This is a genomic window from Luteibacter aegosomaticola (assembly GCF_023078475.1).
GTDB lineage: Bacteria > Pseudomonadota > Gammaproteobacteria > Xanthomonadales > Rhodanobacteraceae > Luteibacter > Luteibacter aegosomaticola.
This window is the reverse complement of record NZ_CP095741.1, coordinates 2,944,623-2,959,218: the sequence shown is the minus strand read 5'-3', so window position 1 is coordinate 2,959,218 and position 14,596 is coordinate 2,944,623. Positions and strand designations below refer to the sequence as shown.

Here is a 14,596-nt window from a genome sequence, read left to right as displayed (position 1 = left end):
ATAATGGCGGGATGCCGTCTTATTCCTCCCCCGGCCTGTTCGCCGAACCCGAAGCCCTGAAGCCCCTTGCCGAGCGCATGCGTCCGCGCGGCCTCGATGAGATCGTGGGCCAGCAGCGGGTGGTGGGCGAAGGCAAGCCGCTCCGCCGCGCACTGGAGGCGGGCAGGGTGCACTCCATGATCCTGTGGGGGCCGCCGGGTTGCGGCAAGACCACGCTCGCCCTGCTAGTGGCGCGCTATGCCGATGCCGATTTCCGCGCGATCTCCGCCGTGATGAGCGGCCTGCCGGATGTCCGCAAATCGCTGGCCGAGGCGGAAGGCAACTTCGCCCAGGGGCGGCGCACCGTGCTGTTCGTGGATGAGGTGCACCGCTTCAACAAGGCGCAGCAGGATGCGTTCCTGCCGTATATCGAGCGCGGCGTCATCATCTTCGTCGGCGCCACCACCGAGAACCCCTCGTTCGAGCTCAATTCCGCGTTGCTCTCGCGCTGCCGCGTGCACGTGCTCGATGCGGTGAGTCCCGACGACATCGTCGCGGCCCTGCGCCGTGCGCTGTCCGATGACGAGCGCGGTATCGGCGAGCTGGGCCTGCAGGTGGAAGACGCCACGCTGAAGCTCATCGCCTCGGCGGCCGATGGTGATGTACGCCGCGCCCTGACCCTGCTGGAAATCGCGAGCGAACTCGCCGAAGGCGGAAAGATCGACGACGCCACGCTCGAGCAGGTGCTTGCCGATCGTACGCGTCGCTTCGACAAGAGCGGCGAGCAGTTCTACGACCAGATCTCGGCGCTGCACAAATCGGTGCGTTCCTCGGACCCTGATGCCGCGGTGTACTGGCTCACGCGCATGCTCGATGGTGGCTGCGATCCGCTCTACCTCGCCCGCCGGATGACCCGCATGGCCGTCGAGGACGTGGGCCTGGCGGAGCCGCGCGCGTGGCGCATGGCGCTCGATGCGTGGGATACGTATGAACGCCTCGGCAGCCCCGAAGGCGAGCTCGGCCTCGCGCAGCTGGCCATCTGGCTGGCGATCTCGCCCAAGAGCAATGCCGCGTACATGGCCTACAACAAAGCCAAGGCCGTGGTGCGCGAGATGGGTACGCTGGAAGTGCCCATGCACCTGCGCAACGCGCCGACGAAGCTGATGAAGGGCCTCGGCTACGGCCAGGGTTACCAGTACGACCACGATGCCGAAGGCGGCGTCGCGCTCGACCAGGTCTGCCTGCCCGACGCGCTGGCAGACGCCACGTTCTACGAACCTGTCGACCGTGGCCTCGAACTGAAGCTGCGCGAAAAGCTCACGGCCCTCCGCGCCGCCCGCGCTGCGGCCCGCAAAAAATAGCGCTCCCGCCACCGCTCGCACCAATCAAAAAATCAGCATTTGGCCGATACGGCGAGTGACACGCCACGACGTACCGTGGCTGCACTTTCCACCCACGGGAACGGCCATGACCACGCTGAGCGTAACCGGCAAATACCTCACCCCACTTTGTGACGCGCGCCTCGTTCTGGCGTGCGGCACCGACGCGCACGCCGTTCGTTTACGCACTTCATAAAGCGGGCGAAACCCGCGCGCGGCGGCCGCCAGGGGGAGCCCGGCGGCCGGCCGACCACAGGGGACCAGAAAGCCTGGCAGGGGCGCTGGCCATAGGATTGAACAGGGGCTGGCCACGCCGACCCGAGCGCCTATGCGGTCGGCGGCTGGCCATGGAGGTCCAGCATGCCTTCGCAGTTGAACGGCACCGCCCGGCGTGGCGGTGTGTGTCGTCGTTTGTCCACGGTGGCGGGGAAGGAGTGCGCGCCGTGATGCCGGTTACCGTCTTGCTCGCCGACGAGCATGCCCTGCTGCGCGAGGGCGTGGCCGCACTGCTCGGTTCCTCACCGCGATACGAAGTCATCGGCAGCACCGCCGATGGGCGCGATTGCATGCGCCGCGCGCTGCGCAGCCAGCCTGGCCTGATCGTGTTCGACTGCGCCATGCGCGGGCTAAGTGGCCTGGAAGCCGTGCGGCGGATCGCACCACGTTGCCCGCATACGCGCCTGCTTTGCCTTTCCGCGTACGACGATTCGCGCTGGGTGCGCGCCGCCTTCGACGCCGGAGCGCACGGCTACGTGCTGAAGCGCGATGGCTTCGAGGTGCTGCGCGAGGCGATCGACACGGTGATGCGCTCGCGCTACTTCATCAGCCCGGACATCGCGCATCTCCTCGTGGACGGTATCCGCCGCCAGGGCGCACCCGCGTTCGGTCGAGGCGAAGCGCTCAGCGCCCGCGAACGCGAGATCACCCAGCTGTTCGCCGAAGGCCTGAGCGCCCGCGACATCGCCGAACGCCTGCACGTCAGCGTGAAAACGGTAGGCACCCACCGCGAACACATCATGGCGAAACTAGGTATCAACGGCATCGCCCAACTCACACGCTACGCCCTAAAAGAAGGCCTGACCACCCTCGACCACTAACCCCGCCTCCTGTAGGAGCGCGCTCGGGCGCGACATCTTTTCGCGAGGTGCTGAGGGTCACGAGCTCTGATGTTGCGTGGATCGCGCGCAAGCGCGCTCCTACAAGAGCGGTTCGGTCAGGTTGGTGGGTCGGGATAATCAGGTTTTTCCCGATCCCGCGTACCGCAGCCAAAACGCAAAGTGTCCCCACCAACGCACGGGAGCACTGCCATGGCCGACTTCAATTCGTTTTTCCCCACGCTGCTGAAACATGAGGGCGGCTTCGTCAACGACCCAGCGGACCCGGGTGGTGCGACGAACAAGGGTGTGACCCTGAAAACGTTCCAGCTGTTTGCGAAGTCGCTGCTCAACATCGAGCCGACGCTCGATAACCTGAAAGCGCTGACCGACGAGCAGGCCGGAAAGATCTACAAGAAGCAGTACTGGGATGCGATCCACGGCGATGCGATTGCCCTGCAGCCGCTCGCGAACATCGTCTTCGATTTCCAGGTGAACGCCGGCGGTAATGCGTCGCGCCTGCTCCAGCGCGTGCTGAACCAGCTGGGTGCGACGCCGCCGCTTCGGGAGGATGGCGTGGTCGGCGCGGGCACGCTCGCCGCGCTGGCGAAGGCCGATGCGAAAGCCGTGTACGCCCGCTACAAACAGGGCCGCAAGGATTACTACACGAACCTGGTGAACCAGCGGCCCGCGCTGGCCAAGTTCCTCAAGGGCTGGCTCAACCGCGTGGATTCGTTTCCCGACCTGGGAGCGGCCTAAGCCATGGCGGCGCAGACCTCGCTCAACAGCCTGATCGAAGCCATCGCCGGCGCGGTGGTCGATGCGCAGGACCGCATCGAGCAGCACCAGATGGCGCACCTGTCGGACTTCTTCGACGACAACAACCGTCCGAAGAGCGTGGTGATTCGCATGCCTTCGCTACACCCGCAAGCCGGCGAAGACGATGAAGACCTGTACCGGGCGCCGATCCTTCCGCTGGTTTCGATGAACGTGCTGCGCATCAAGGATGTGGAGATCACCTTCGATGCCGACCTCGGCCCGCTGGTGGAAGGCGACCCGCCGGAACCGGAGGAGCACGGCGAAGCGCCCGCCTGGAAGGGCAAGCCGCCGGCATCACGGCCGCATCTTCGCGTGGACCCGAACGGTGGCGGCAATACGCGCAGCGGTGGCTCCGTGCATGTGGTGCTGCGCGTCGAAGGCACCGAGCCCACCGATGGCGCGGCGCGGCTCATGAACCACCTTTCGCAGACCCAGGGGGTCTTCAAGACGTTCAAGCCCGGCGACTAACGGTGTCGGCCGTGCTGGACCGCGGTGCGCATCCCGCCCGCCGCGCACTACACCACAAGGAGTCAAACCATGCCTGATGAACTCGTCAATATGAGTAGTCAGTTCAAGGGCCTGCCGATGGGCGACCTGATCGGGTCGCCATTGCAGGCCGCGTGCGAAGCGCAGGTCAAGCTGGCCCAGGCCACCGCGGATTTCATCAAGGTCATCGGCTTCATGCCGCCGACCGATCCGTCGAAGGATCCCACCGGCGTCGGCGCGACCCGTACGGCGTCGTTCCGCTTCAAGCGGCCGGTCGATGATCCGAAGAACCCGGGCGGTATCGCCGAGGAAGATGTCGAACTCGAGGTGCCGCTGCTGGCGATCGTGAAGGTGCCCAACCTGAGCGTCACCAAGGTCGACATCACCTTCGACATGGAAGTGAAGTCGTCCTTCAGCTCGACCGAAAGCGAAGACAAGAAGGGCGAATTCAGCGCCGAGATGTCGATCGGCTGGGGCATCTTCAAGGCCACCGCGAAGGTCTCCGGCTCGGTGGCTACGCACAAGGAAAACACCCGCAAGTCCGATAACTCCGCGCGTTACCATGTGGAGGTGCATGCCGAAGACAACGGTATGCCGGAAGGCCTGGCGCGCGTCATGGACATCCTGCAAACCGCTTGCGCACCGCGCAAGGTCGGTGCCCCGGTGTCGGTGACCGATGCGGCTCCGGCGGGTGGTGGCTGATCGCGTCATGCAACCGTGGGTCGCGGCGCGTTAAACACGTCGCGATCCCTTTCCGGGGGATGAAAGGATGTTCGACCTGACCGACGTGAAATACGTCAAACGCGTGGTGGTGGGTAGCGACAACCCGAACCAGATGAGCACCGAAACGCAGGTGGAAGATGCCCGCGCGCTGCTCAACCGCTGCCTGACCGATACGCCGCGCGGCTCCATCATCGGGGTGGAGAAGAGCTTCACCATCCTGCAGGTGGGTGAGCACCAGGTGGTGCTGCAGTGGCTCTGCTACCACGTGGGCTTCCCGCGGAAGCCGGCGTGGCTGGGCGAGGGGTAGGGCCCATGGCGACCTGCACATTCGAGCAGTTGCTGTTCGCACTACGCATCGGCGTGGAGACCGCGAACGACGCCCTGCGCCTGCGCCGCGCGCGTCAGTTGCACGCGGCGAACGCCGGTGGCGAAGCCTTGCATGTGGAGATACCGCGCGGTGCCGCGGATGACGCGCCGCTCGATCCCGTGGTGATTCCGCTGCGCTGGTTTCGCGACTGGCGGGTGCCCCAGGTCACCGAGTTTTCGGTCGATTTCGCCTGCCGCTTGCAATACGAGCGCGCGCGGGGCGGGGCGCCTGAACTCGTGATCGACCTGCATCCGCCGGGCAAGCGCTGGTGGCGGCAACCGCGGACGCATCACCTGCGCATCGCGTTCCGCGCGGCCGACGACTGGCAGCCGAACGTCAGCCTCGACGGCCGTGCTGTCGGGCTCCCGCACGCGGAGGTGCGCTGATGGACAAGTTATCCCGCATGCGTGTGTCGCCCGCGTGGGCCGCCGCGCTTACGGCATGCCTGGACGAACCGCCGCCCATCCGCCGCCGTGTACGCGGCTGGATGGTGGCACTCGTCCTGACCCTGGGCGGCGCGGGTGGTGCCGTCGTTGTTTACCTTACCCACTGAAGGAATGTGTCATGGAAAATCATCGTTTCGGTTTCTGCGCGATCTCCGCCACGCTACTACTGGCGCTGGTCCCCGCGCTGGCGCTTGCCGCGCCACCCTCGGGCCGCCTCGAAGGCCTGGCGCAACACGCCAACACCGATGTCGCCACGCGGGTCGACATCACCGGCAAGTCCGCCAATATCCACTTCGACGCACCCTTCAGCTGCGACATCACCGCTACCTACCTGAAAGACGACAACGGCGCCTCGCTCTTCCGCTTCAACCTCTCGACCAACGGCGGCAGCTTCTGCGATGGCCTGAAGAAGGAGATCGCCTTCAAGCCCGCCAAGGCGAAGGACGGAAGCGCGATCTGGCACATCAGCTTCAGCTCGAAGAACAACGACTGGACGGGGCAACTGGCACCCGCCGGCAAGCCGTAAGGAGGGCGTGTTGTCATGGACACCATGTTGATGTTCACCCGCTTCTGGCTGTTGCTGGCCGCGGTGGGCGGCGCGTTCCTACCGGTGGCACTGGGCAACGAAGCCTCACGCCGCCGCGCCGTGGTGCAGGTGGTGTGCGGCGCGATGATGGCGATCTTCCTGGCGCCCGCACTGGAGCGGCATTTCCTGCCGGATTCGCCCGCCGAAATCCACGCCGGCGTGTCGTTCCTCATTGGCTGCTTTGGCCTGCGGATCACGATCATCGCCCAGCGCCTGATCGACAACCGTGGCGAATCCCTCGCCAATCGCATGATCGACCGTATCGCAGGGGGCGATCCGAAATGAACGACGAGATCTTCTACAGCCTCGCCGATTTCGCCTGCAGCGCCGTCATGCTGGTGTGCGCGTGCTGGCTGCTCACCGACCAGAGCCTGCGCCGGCTCGTTCGTACCGGTCATGCCCTGATCGCCGCCGGCATGCTCGTGAACATCCTCGGCCTGCTTGCCGATTACTTCCACTACAAAGGCATCGAATACGGCCACGTGTGGCCGGGTGAGGTCATCGGCAACTTCGGCACGGCGGTGCTCATGGTCACCTGGCTCCGCCGCTCGCTGGAAAAGAAACGCCTGTAGGAGCGCGCTTGCGCGCGATGGGGGCTCGCCGCAAGCCCCATCGCGTGCAAGCACGCTCCTACAGGGGCGGGGCTCGGCCGTTTGGCTGATTCTCGTGGGCGTGGGCCGGTCGTACCCTCGGGCCAACCATCGCCCGGGGAGAATGGCCATGCGTGTTGTCGTTGCCGCCTTGATCGGTGGCCTGATCATGTTTCTCTGGGGCGCCTTCGCCCATATGGTGCTGCCGATCGGCCAGGCCTCGATGAAGGCACCGGTCGACGAAAACCGCCTGCTCGACACCTTGCGTACCGCCTTGCCGCAAGAGCAGGGCGTCTACATCCTCCCGCACTTCGACATGGCCATGCGCGGGGACGACAAGGCGATCCAGGCTTATGTCGCCAAGACCGAAAGCAATCCCTACGCCTTCATCGTCTACCAGCCGCAGGGCAGCAACCCCATGGCGATGGGCCATAACCTGTTCCACCAGTGGTTCGGGGACACTCTCGCGGCGCTGATCGTCACGTTGGTGCTGCTCCGAGGCGGCGCCGGTCTGCGCCGCGGCCTCCTCGTGGGCCTCGGGTTTGGTGTCTTCACGTGGCTAAGCCTGAGCGTACCTTTCTGGAACTGGTTCCGCTTCCCGGCACCGTTCACCTTCGCTTACTTGCTCGAACAAGCGTTTGGCTGGTTGCTGGCCGGCGCTGCCATGGGCTGGTGGTTGGGGCGCAAGCGTATGTGAATGGATACTAGCCATGGCGGTTGTGTCCGCGGGCAAAATCCGCGACCGTCAGCCCAGGTTCCATGTGCCGGGGGTGGCCCATGCATCGCGTCAACGTCACGCACTACTTTCCGTTTCCGGCGGAAAAGGTTTTTCGCGCCTGGCTGGACCAGGACACCGTGGGTGAGTGGCTGTTCGCCACGCCCGAAGGTGAGATGGTGGAGGTGGCGCTAAACCCGAAGGTGGGCGGTAGTTATCGCATTGTGGAACGCCGCGAAGACGGCGACATCCTGCACACCGGCACCTACGAACGCATCGACCCGCCGCACGAACTCGAATTCAGCTTCTCCGTTCCGCATTATGATCCGGGCTCCGTCCATGTCCGTATCCAGATCGTCAATGTCCCTGGCGGCTGCAACCTCACGCTTACCCACGAAGTGGAGGAGCAGTGGCTAAAGCCCAGCACCCACGGCTGGCAAACCATGCTGAGCAACCTGGAAGCCACCCTCTAACTTTCCACGCCGCGTGCTCTTGTAGGAGCGCGCTTGCGCGCGATCCCCACCGCCCAACGACGCAACGGAATGCCAAATGACCAACCCCATAGATCCCAAAGCCTGGAAAATCCTCCACGACACCTACTTCGGCCGTGACGGCTGGAAGCGAGACGAGCAACGGTCCGTACCAGACGACGATTTCCGCTACGCCAAAGAAAAGGGCCTGATGTTCGACCCGGTGCCCATGACCCACGAGCAGGCGGTCATGACGGTGTGCGAGGCGGTGGACCGTCTTGATCGGCGCACGGTCGCCGACGCCTTTCTTGCCAGCCTCTCGACGCGGCGGCTCGATTGGCGCTCAGCGCTTGGCAGCTATTCCGTCTTTGAGCACATGTTGCCGCACGAGGTGACGGCGGCGGGTGTCGCCTGTGCGATCTGTGGTTGGTACGTATCCAGAACCGTGCACGACTGGAATATTTATAATTTCTACCGGTTCAAGTGGGGTGGTGTCCCTCATCTTGACCTGGCATTCGCCGCCATGGACCTCACTGTTTTCATGCGGGAAGAGGCGCCGAAACCGACGCGCGAAGATATCGAGATATTCCGCGCCATCGTCGATGTCATCCGGGCCGCCGAGCCTGGGCTAACAGCGGCGAAGCTGCAGGCGCGCCTGCCCAAGTCGCTTAAGTCGAACAAGGCTGAGCGGGATATCCTCGTGGGGATCCTGGGGTTCTGCGATGTTCTCGCCGGGCCGGATCATCCGGGGTTTTCCGACGTCTTCCTGCTACCGATGCAGCGCCGCCTTCCGGATCGTCATTTCGTGGATATGGCCTATCCCGCCTGCTGGTGGACGGGTGCTATCGGGTCGAATGAGGCGCGGCTGCAGGAGCGGTTTGGGCATGTGTTGTAGCGGCGCGAGCCGTGAGGCGACGAAGCGATCATTGCTGGTCTGACGGCTTGTCCACGACTAGAACGACGTCATCAGACTCCAGGGGAGGAAGCGGGGCGCGTTCCTTGGCGCGGCGTGGCAATTCCGGAGGTCGTCGTTGGTACGCAACATAGCGAGCGGAGAACACGCCACCCGTTCCAAATGCGTAGGCGTTCGTTATATCCACGCGCTTTTGAACAGATTGGCCCGGCGCCACAGTCACGAAATGGCTGGCCTCGACGGGTCCCCAATGGTCCCTGGACCCTATGTACTGGACGGGATTACCTGAAGAGTCCTTGACCTTGAGAAAGTCGGACGCTGGCTCGTCGTCGTAACGGCCGAAGGGCGATTCAGGGCGATAGATGTAGGCGGCCTCGTCGCCTTCATTCGTAAAAGTCGCCGTCACGATGACGCTTCGATTTTTAGCTGAAGACGTGTCCGTGCTGAGGTGGACTTTGAGGTCGCTGGCCGCTTGCGCCGAACCTATCGCCGCGAATAGCGCTATAGCCATGGCGATGCGTGTGTGGTGTCTTTCAGTCATAGGCACTCCTGTCGAATGGCCGCGGAGTGTGGAGGCCTGTTCGGGCCGCTTGCTATGGAAGAATTCTGAAATATTGCCCCGATTGGCCAATGGGCGGACTCGGTCACGGATTTTGGTTTCGCGAGGAAAAATCAGATCCGTCTGATTGACCGGCTGCCCGGGAAATGCCGCTTCCGCTTGACAGGAGCCCCCTCCCGCGCGCATTGAGGGTTATCAACACGCGACCACCGAGGCTTCCCGATGGACGACGTACTCATCAGTGGTGCCGGTCCTACGGGGCTCGTGCTTGCCCTGTGGCTTACCGCCCAGGGCGTGAAAGTGCGCATCATCGACAAGAAGCCCGGCCCGGGCGATACCTCGCGGGCGATGGTGGTGCAGGCGCGGACGCTGGAGCTTTATCGCCAGCTTGATCTCGCCGAAGCCGTGATCGCCGATGGCCATGGCATGACCGCGATCAACATGTGGACGCGTGGGCGTCGCGCGGCTCGGCTCGCCCTGGCGGATGCGGGTGCAGGGATTTCGCCGTATCCCTCGCCGTTGATCTATCCGCAGGATCACCACGAACGCCTGCTTGGTGCACGGCTGGAAGCGATGGGCGTCACGATTGAACGCAACACGGAGCTCGTGTCGTTCGAGCAGGCGCCTGATCTGGTGAGTGCCACGCTTCGCCGTGCGGATGGCAGTGAAGAAACCACCTCGGCACGTTATCTCGCCGGTTGCGATGGTGCGCGTTCCACCGTGCGTGATCAGCTCGGTATTGGCTTTGAAGGCGGCACGTACCGTTCGGTGTTCTACGTAGCGGATGTAAAGCTCAGTGGGCTCGCTTCGCCGGAAGAAGGTCATGTATCGATCGAGCGCGGCGACTTCGTCCTGGCCTTGCCCTACGGCAAGGAAGGCAAGGCACGCCTTGTCGGCGCGGTAGCCGATGAACGTGCCGAACGCGCCGAAGCCCTGACGTTCGAAGACGTCCATCAGGATGCGATCAAACGCCTCGGTGTCACGGTAGACGAGGTCGGCTGGTTCTCCACCTACCGCGTGCACCACCGCGTGGCGGAAACCTTCCGCAGCGACCGCGCGTTCCTCCTCGGCGACGCCGGCCACGTCCACAGCCCGGCAGGCGGGCAGGGCATGAACACCGGCATCCTCGATGCGATCAACCTGGCGTGGAAACTCGCCGAGGTGCTGCAGGGCGAAGCGCCCGATGCCTTGCTCGATACCTACAACCGCGAGCGGCAAGCCTTCGCTCATCAACTGGTGCACACCACCGACCGCGGCTTCTCGCTGATGACCGCAGGCGGCGCGGCGGCCAACTTCCTCCGCGTCTACATGCTGCCGTATGCCGCGCACATGGCCTTCGAGCTGGGCGCGGCACGCCAGGCGATGTTCAAGCTGGTCTCGCAGACCGAGCTGGCCTATCACGACAGCGCCCTCAGCGAAGGCCGGGCAGGGAAGGTGCGAGGCGGCGACCGCCTGCCGTGGGTGCGGGTGGGCGACAAGGACAACTTCGCCCCGCTGGAGCGGATCGGCTGGCAGGTGCACGTCTACGGCGAATCCCGGCCTGAGCTGATGGCCTGGTGCCTGCACCGCGGGGTGGCCCTGCGCGACTTCGCCTGGGAGCCGGTCTACGCCAAAGCCGGCCTGGCCGAGGGCGCCGCCTACCTGCTTCGGCCCGACACCTGGGTGGCCCTGGCGGAGCCGGAGGGCCGGGTAGAGGCCCTCGAGGCCTACTTCGCCAGCCACAGCCTGCATCCGGGGCGGGCCAAAGCCGGGGAGGCCATGACATAATCAAAGACCGCCCACCACGGACAGAACCACCATGCTGGATCCCGCACTCCTGCGCGGCCGCCTCGCCGAAACGGCAGAACGCCTCCGCGCCGCCCGCAATTTCGACCTCGACGTCGCCACTATCGAGCGTCTGGAATCCGAGCGTAAGTCCCTGTCCACGGAGACCCAGGAGCTGCAGAACCTGCGTAACACCCGTTCCAAGGCCATCGGCCAGGCGAAAGCCAAGGGTGAGGACGTGGCGCCGCTCATGGCCGAAGTGGCCGGTATCGGCGACAAGCTGAAAGCCAACGAGCATGCCTTGGCTGACGTGCAGGCCAAGCTGGCCGCCATAGCCGAGGGGATCCCGAACCTGCCGGACGCTGAAGTGGCGATCGGCAAGGACGAGAGCGAGAACGTCGAGATCCTGCGCTGGGGCCACGCCCGGGCGTTCGATTTCCCGGTGAAAGACCACGTCGATGTCGGCGCCCGCCACGGCTGGCTCGATGCCGACGCCGGCGCCAAGCTCAGCGGTGCCCGCTTCACCGTGCTCCGCGGCCAGCTGGCCCACCTGCACCGTGCGCTCGCCCAGTTCATGCTGGATCTGCACACCACGCGCCACGGCTACCTCGAGCACAACATCCCGCTCATCGTGAACGCCGATGCCATGTACGGCACCAGCCAGCTTCCCAAGTTCGAGGAAGACCTGTTTGGCGTGATGGTGGATGACAAGAAGCGTTACCTCATTCCGACCTCGGAAGTGGCGCTGACCAACCTTGTCCGCGACAGCATCATCGAAGCCGACCAGCTGCCGATGCGCCTTACCGCGCATTCGATGTGCTTCCGCGCTGAAGCCGGCAGCTACGGCCGCGATACGCGCGGCATGATCCGCCAGCACCAGTTCGAGAAGGTCGAGATGGTGCAGGTGACCACGCCCGAGACCTCGATGGCGGCGCTGGAAGAAATGGTCGGCCACGCCGAAGCCGTGCTGCAGGCGCTGAACCTGCCGTACCGCAAGGTGATGCTCTGCACCGGCGACATGGGCTTCGCCGCCGCCAAGACCTACGACCTCGAAGTGTGGCTGCCCAGCCAGAACACCTATCGCGAGATCAGCAGCTGCTCCAACTGCACGGATTTCCAGGCTCGCCGCATGCAGGCGCGCTGGCGGAACCCGGCTACGGGCAAGCCGGAGCTGGCTCATACGTTGAATGGTTCTGGGCTGGCCGTGGGCCGTACGCTCGTCGCTGTGATGGAGAATTATCAGCAGGCCGATGGGAGTGTGGTGGTGCCTGAGGTGCTGCGGCCGTATATGGCTGGGGTTGAGGCGATTAGCTGAGCCGGTTCAGGTACAATCGGCGCGCCGGGGCAATCCTGGCGCGCCTTGTGTGACCTCCGGCTGCAACAGCCGGGGTGCTGAAAATACGGAGAGATGGCCGAGTGGTTTAAGGCAGCAGTCTTGAAAACTGCCGTAGGTGTAAGCCTACCGTGGGTTCGAATCCCACTCTCTCCGCCAAGCCTGATTTTTTCCTTTTAAATCAGTCGCTTGCGAGAGTCGTGCGAAACCGCCATCGGGACACATTTCGGGACACAAGAGTCCCTTATGCGCATCCCGCACTACCTTGTCCGAGCTCCCAGTGGAGTCTTCCATTTCCGGCGGAGAGTTCCCGCCGTTGTTGCCACACTCCTGAAAAAGCACGTCGTCAAGAAGAGTCTCGGCACGCGGGAGCTGAGTGTTGGCCGCGACCTCGCCCTGCATCTTTGGCGTGCGTATGATGAGCTCCATTCAGTGCTGAAGGTCATGGGCATGTCAGGGAAGAAATGGGACGTCGACGAGCTCGCTGCACTGCTCAACCGGCGCGGCATCAATTACAAACTGAAAGTCGGCGCCGACGGCTCCATCGAGCTTGAAACGAAGGATGCGGCCGACCACATCGAAGCCATGGAAGCCATTGACCGCATCGGCGACATGAGAAAAGAAGTCATGGTCCAGGCGTGGATGCGGGACGGGTGGAGCCCGAACGCGCCCACGCCCACTGCGCCGAAACCCGTGTCCCATCCCTCTGCACCAATCCCTCAGGCAACACCGGTCTCAGCATCACCCCAGGCCGCACTGCCCGAGGCGGTGATGCCCCTTGGCAAAGCCACCACGCAGTGGTTGGCCGACATCAAGAAAGACACGGTCCCCAAAACCCTGGTCTCCAAGCGGCTCGCGCTGGAAGACTTCGCACGTTCGGTCGGGGAGTCAACACCCGTGCACGAGTGCACGCGTGTGCCCATTGGTGCCTGGGTCTCCGAGCTGCGCGCAAGGGACCTTGCCACCCCGACTATTGTCAACCGCCTCTCGTACGTTCGTGGGTTTCTGGCCTGGGCCAAGGGCAAGGGCTTTATTCATTTCGAGGCCCACTCCAATCCGGCATCGGGGCAGGCCTCGTATGGCGCGCGCGAAAAACGCCAGCGGAAAAAGCATGGTTTTCGCGCCTACAACGATGCCCAGTTGAAGTTGCTCTTTGCACCGGACAATCTCAAGAAGCTCAACACCGACGCGCAGCTTGGCATGTGGATGGGCCTGTTCACCGGCGCGCGTGTCTCGGAAATCGGACAGCTTGCACTCAGTGACTTCTTCGACGTCGATGGCATCCCATGTCTTCGCATCACCGATGAAGGGGTCGGGCAAAGCACCAAAAACGAGGTATCCAACCGCATCATCCCGGTCCACCCTGAGTTCATCCGGATGGGACTTCTCATACGCGTCGAGCGCCTGCGTGCTGCAGGTGAAAGACGCCTGTTCCCCAAATCCGGCCGTCGTGCCACAAAAGCAGGTGCGGCCATCAACGGGCAGGGCGACTGGTTGTCGAAAGCCTTTGGCCGGCATCTCTCCGCCATCCTTCCCAAGCCAGAAACCGGCAAGCTCGGCTTTCATTCCTTTCGCAAGACCCTCATCCAGCACCTCCAGGCGCACGGCATCGAGGCGGAGGTGCGTGCCGCATACGTCGGCCATGACCTCGACGACGAGCACCACAACACGTACTCGGACGATGTGCCAAAGCAGCAGGTGCTCGACGCCATCCAGAAACTTGACTATCCGGTCAAGCCCGACACTGACGCGTTTGCCTAGGAGAAGCGTTTTCAACGCAAAGGCAAATGTGTCGTGCCCCCTTGACGAGCCAGGATTTCCCGTTAGATCTGTATCTTTGACGGGATCACCGAATGGCACGGACGCAACGGGAACTGGCCAGCGCGATGGAGGCGTCGGGCTGGCGGTTGGAAGAAGCACCCCAGGTCGCAAGAAAGCCGCGCCGGTCATGGACAATGGTGCATTCCGCGAGCAACACCACCATTGCCTGTGGGCGGCTCGACAGCGTCGAGGCGATGTGGCGTGAGCTCTGCCGTATCCAGCGAACGATGGATGCGTGTGCCCGTGTGGTGGCTCGTTGGCATGAGACCGGGGATGGGCCAGAGGCCGAGCTGTCCCGGGCGTGGCTCGCCTCGGGCGACCATGCCATCCCGGACGGGCTTATCGAGGTGCTGTCGTCGCTTCCGCGCCCTGGCGAACCCCGTCACTGGTTCCGGGATTCGGCGTCCATGGGCGTGGTCAGTCCGCCAGGCGGGCACGATCTTAGGGACCTTGCGCGCGGGCATCTTGCCCGGTTGCAGCAGCGCTACCTCAGCCGGGTACTCGGCAGTGCCGGCCAGGAGCGCCACCGGCGGCAGCTGTGACTGTGGCGCT

General features: G+C 64.1%; 19 protein-coding genes and 1 tRNA gene. 19 read left to right on the top strand and 1 reads right to left on the bottom strand.

All coding sequences use genetic code 11. The annotated features are described in order from the left end of the window. Window positions 1-11: 11 nt before the first annotated feature. The 14 genes from L2Y96_RS13105 (at window position 12) to L2Y96_RS13040 (ending at window position 8,549) form a co-directional block, all read left to right on the top strand. Window positions 12-1,340 carry a replication-associated recombination protein A gene (locus L2Y96_RS13105; protein WP_247326481.1) on the top strand — a complete coding sequence of 443 codons (1,329 nt, stop codon included), beginning with the start codon at window positions 12-14 and terminating at the stop codon, window positions 1,338-1,340. A 464-nt stretch (window positions 1,341-1,804) separates the two neighbouring features. Continuing rightward, window positions 1,805-2,455, top strand: coding sequence for a response regulator (locus L2Y96_RS13100; protein WP_247326470.1), 651 nt, complete (start codon window positions 1,805-1,807; stop codon window positions 2,453-2,455). A gap of 210 nt (window positions 2,456-2,665) precedes the next feature. Then, the gene (locus L2Y96_RS13095; protein ID WP_247326468.1) at window positions 2,666-3,211 is read left to right on the top strand and encodes a glycoside hydrolase family 108 protein; all 546 of its coding nucleotides are present in this window, start codon (window positions 2,666-2,668) and stop codon (window positions 3,209-3,211) included. 3 nt (window positions 3,212-3,214) lie between these two features. Beyond that, entirely contained in the window at window positions 3,215-3,739 is a 525-nt protein-coding gene (locus L2Y96_RS13090; RefSeq protein ID WP_247326466.1) for a DUF2589 domain-containing protein, read from the top strand. A 69-nt stretch (window positions 3,740-3,808) separates the two neighbouring features. Beyond that, a complete protein-coding gene (locus L2Y96_RS13085; RefSeq protein WP_247326463.1) occupies window positions 3,809-4,459 on the top strand; it encodes a DUF2589 domain-containing protein in 651 nt (216 codons plus the stop codon). 67 nt (window positions 4,460-4,526) lie between these two features. After that, the gene (locus L2Y96_RS13080) at window positions 4,527-4,787 is read left to right on the top strand and encodes a hypothetical protein (protein WP_247326460.1); all 261 of its coding nucleotides are present in this window, start codon (window positions 4,527-4,529) and stop codon (window positions 4,785-4,787) included. A gap of 5 nt (window positions 4,788-4,792) precedes the next feature. Beyond that, window positions 4,793-5,233, top strand: coding sequence for a hypothetical protein (locus L2Y96_RS13075; RefSeq protein WP_247326457.1), 441 nt, complete (start codon window positions 4,793-4,795; stop codon window positions 5,231-5,233). After that, window positions 5,233-5,400, top strand: coding sequence for a hypothetical protein (locus L2Y96_RS13070; protein WP_247326444.1), 168 nt, complete (start codon window positions 5,233-5,235; stop codon window positions 5,398-5,400). The genes L2Y96_RS13075 and L2Y96_RS13070 overlap by 1 nt, the downstream gene beginning before the upstream one ends. A gap of 11 nt (window positions 5,401-5,411) precedes the next feature. Further along, window positions 5,412-5,819, top strand: a complete 408-nt coding sequence (locus tag L2Y96_RS13065) for a hypothetical protein (RefSeq protein ID WP_247326442.1) — start codon at window positions 5,412-5,414, stop codon at window positions 5,817-5,819. A gap of 15 nt (window positions 5,820-5,834) precedes the next feature. After that, complete coding sequence (locus L2Y96_RS13060) at window positions 5,835-6,164, top strand: hypothetical protein (RefSeq protein WP_247326440.1); 330 nt, start codon at window positions 5,835-5,837, stop codon at window positions 6,162-6,164. Further along, the gene (locus tag L2Y96_RS13055) at window positions 6,161-6,451 is read left to right on the top strand and encodes a hypothetical protein (RefSeq protein ID WP_247326438.1); all 291 of its coding nucleotides are present in this window, start codon (window positions 6,161-6,163) and stop codon (window positions 6,449-6,451) included. The genes L2Y96_RS13060 and L2Y96_RS13055 overlap by 4 nt, the downstream gene beginning before the upstream one ends. A gap of 148 nt (window positions 6,452-6,599) precedes the next feature. Further along, window positions 6,600-7,166: a hypothetical protein gene (locus L2Y96_RS13050; RefSeq protein WP_247326435.1), complete on the top strand. Its 567-nt coding sequence runs from the start codon at window positions 6,600-6,602 to the stop codon at window positions 7,164-7,166. A gap of 80 nt (window positions 7,167-7,246) precedes the next feature. Next, window positions 7,247-7,657, top strand: a complete 411-nt coding sequence (locus L2Y96_RS13045; RefSeq protein WP_247326432.1) for an SRPBCC family protein — start codon at window positions 7,247-7,249, stop codon at window positions 7,655-7,657. A gap of 76 nt (window positions 7,658-7,733) precedes the next feature. Continuing rightward, entirely contained in the window at window positions 7,734-8,549 is an 816-nt protein-coding gene (locus tag L2Y96_RS13040) for a hypothetical protein (protein ID WP_247326429.1), read from the top strand. A gap of 28 nt (window positions 8,550-8,577) precedes the next feature. Here the strand turns inward: L2Y96_RS13040 and L2Y96_RS13035 are convergent, their stop codons facing one another. Beyond that, on the bottom strand, window positions 8,578-9,108 hold the full coding sequence (locus L2Y96_RS13035) for a hypothetical protein (protein WP_247326427.1): 531 nt from the start codon (window positions 9,106-9,108) through the stop codon (window positions 8,578-8,580). Window positions 9,109-9,348: 240 nt separating this feature from the next. Here L2Y96_RS13035 and L2Y96_RS13030 point away from each other — a divergent pair, with 240 nt between their 5' ends. The 5 genes from L2Y96_RS13030 (at window position 9,349) to L2Y96_RS13010 (ending at window position 14,586) form a co-directional block, all read left to right on the top strand. Further along, complete coding sequence (locus L2Y96_RS13030; RefSeq protein ID WP_247326424.1) at window positions 9,349-10,893, top strand: FAD-dependent monooxygenase; 1,545 nt, start codon at window positions 9,349-9,351, stop codon at window positions 10,891-10,893. 31 nt (window positions 10,894-10,924) lie between these two features. Further along, window positions 10,925-12,205 carry a serine--tRNA ligase gene (serS, locus tag L2Y96_RS13025; protein ID WP_247326414.1) on the top strand — a complete coding sequence of 427 codons (1,281 nt, stop codon included), beginning with the start codon at window positions 10,925-10,927 and terminating at the stop codon, window positions 12,203-12,205. Between the two features lie 87 nt (window positions 12,206-12,292). Beyond that, a tRNA-Ser gene (locus L2Y96_RS13020) sits at window positions 12,293-12,382 on the top strand. Between the two features lie 87 nt (window positions 12,383-12,469). Further along, entirely contained in the window at window positions 12,470-13,984 is a 1,515-nt protein-coding gene (locus tag L2Y96_RS13015; protein WP_247326404.1) for a site-specific integrase, read from the top strand. 92 nt (window positions 13,985-14,076) lie between these two features. Beyond that, the gene (locus tag L2Y96_RS13010) at window positions 14,077-14,586 is read left to right on the top strand and encodes a hypothetical protein (RefSeq protein WP_247326401.1); all 510 of its coding nucleotides are present in this window, start codon (window positions 14,077-14,079) and stop codon (window positions 14,584-14,586) included. Window positions 14,587-14,596 lie beyond the last annotated feature (10 nt).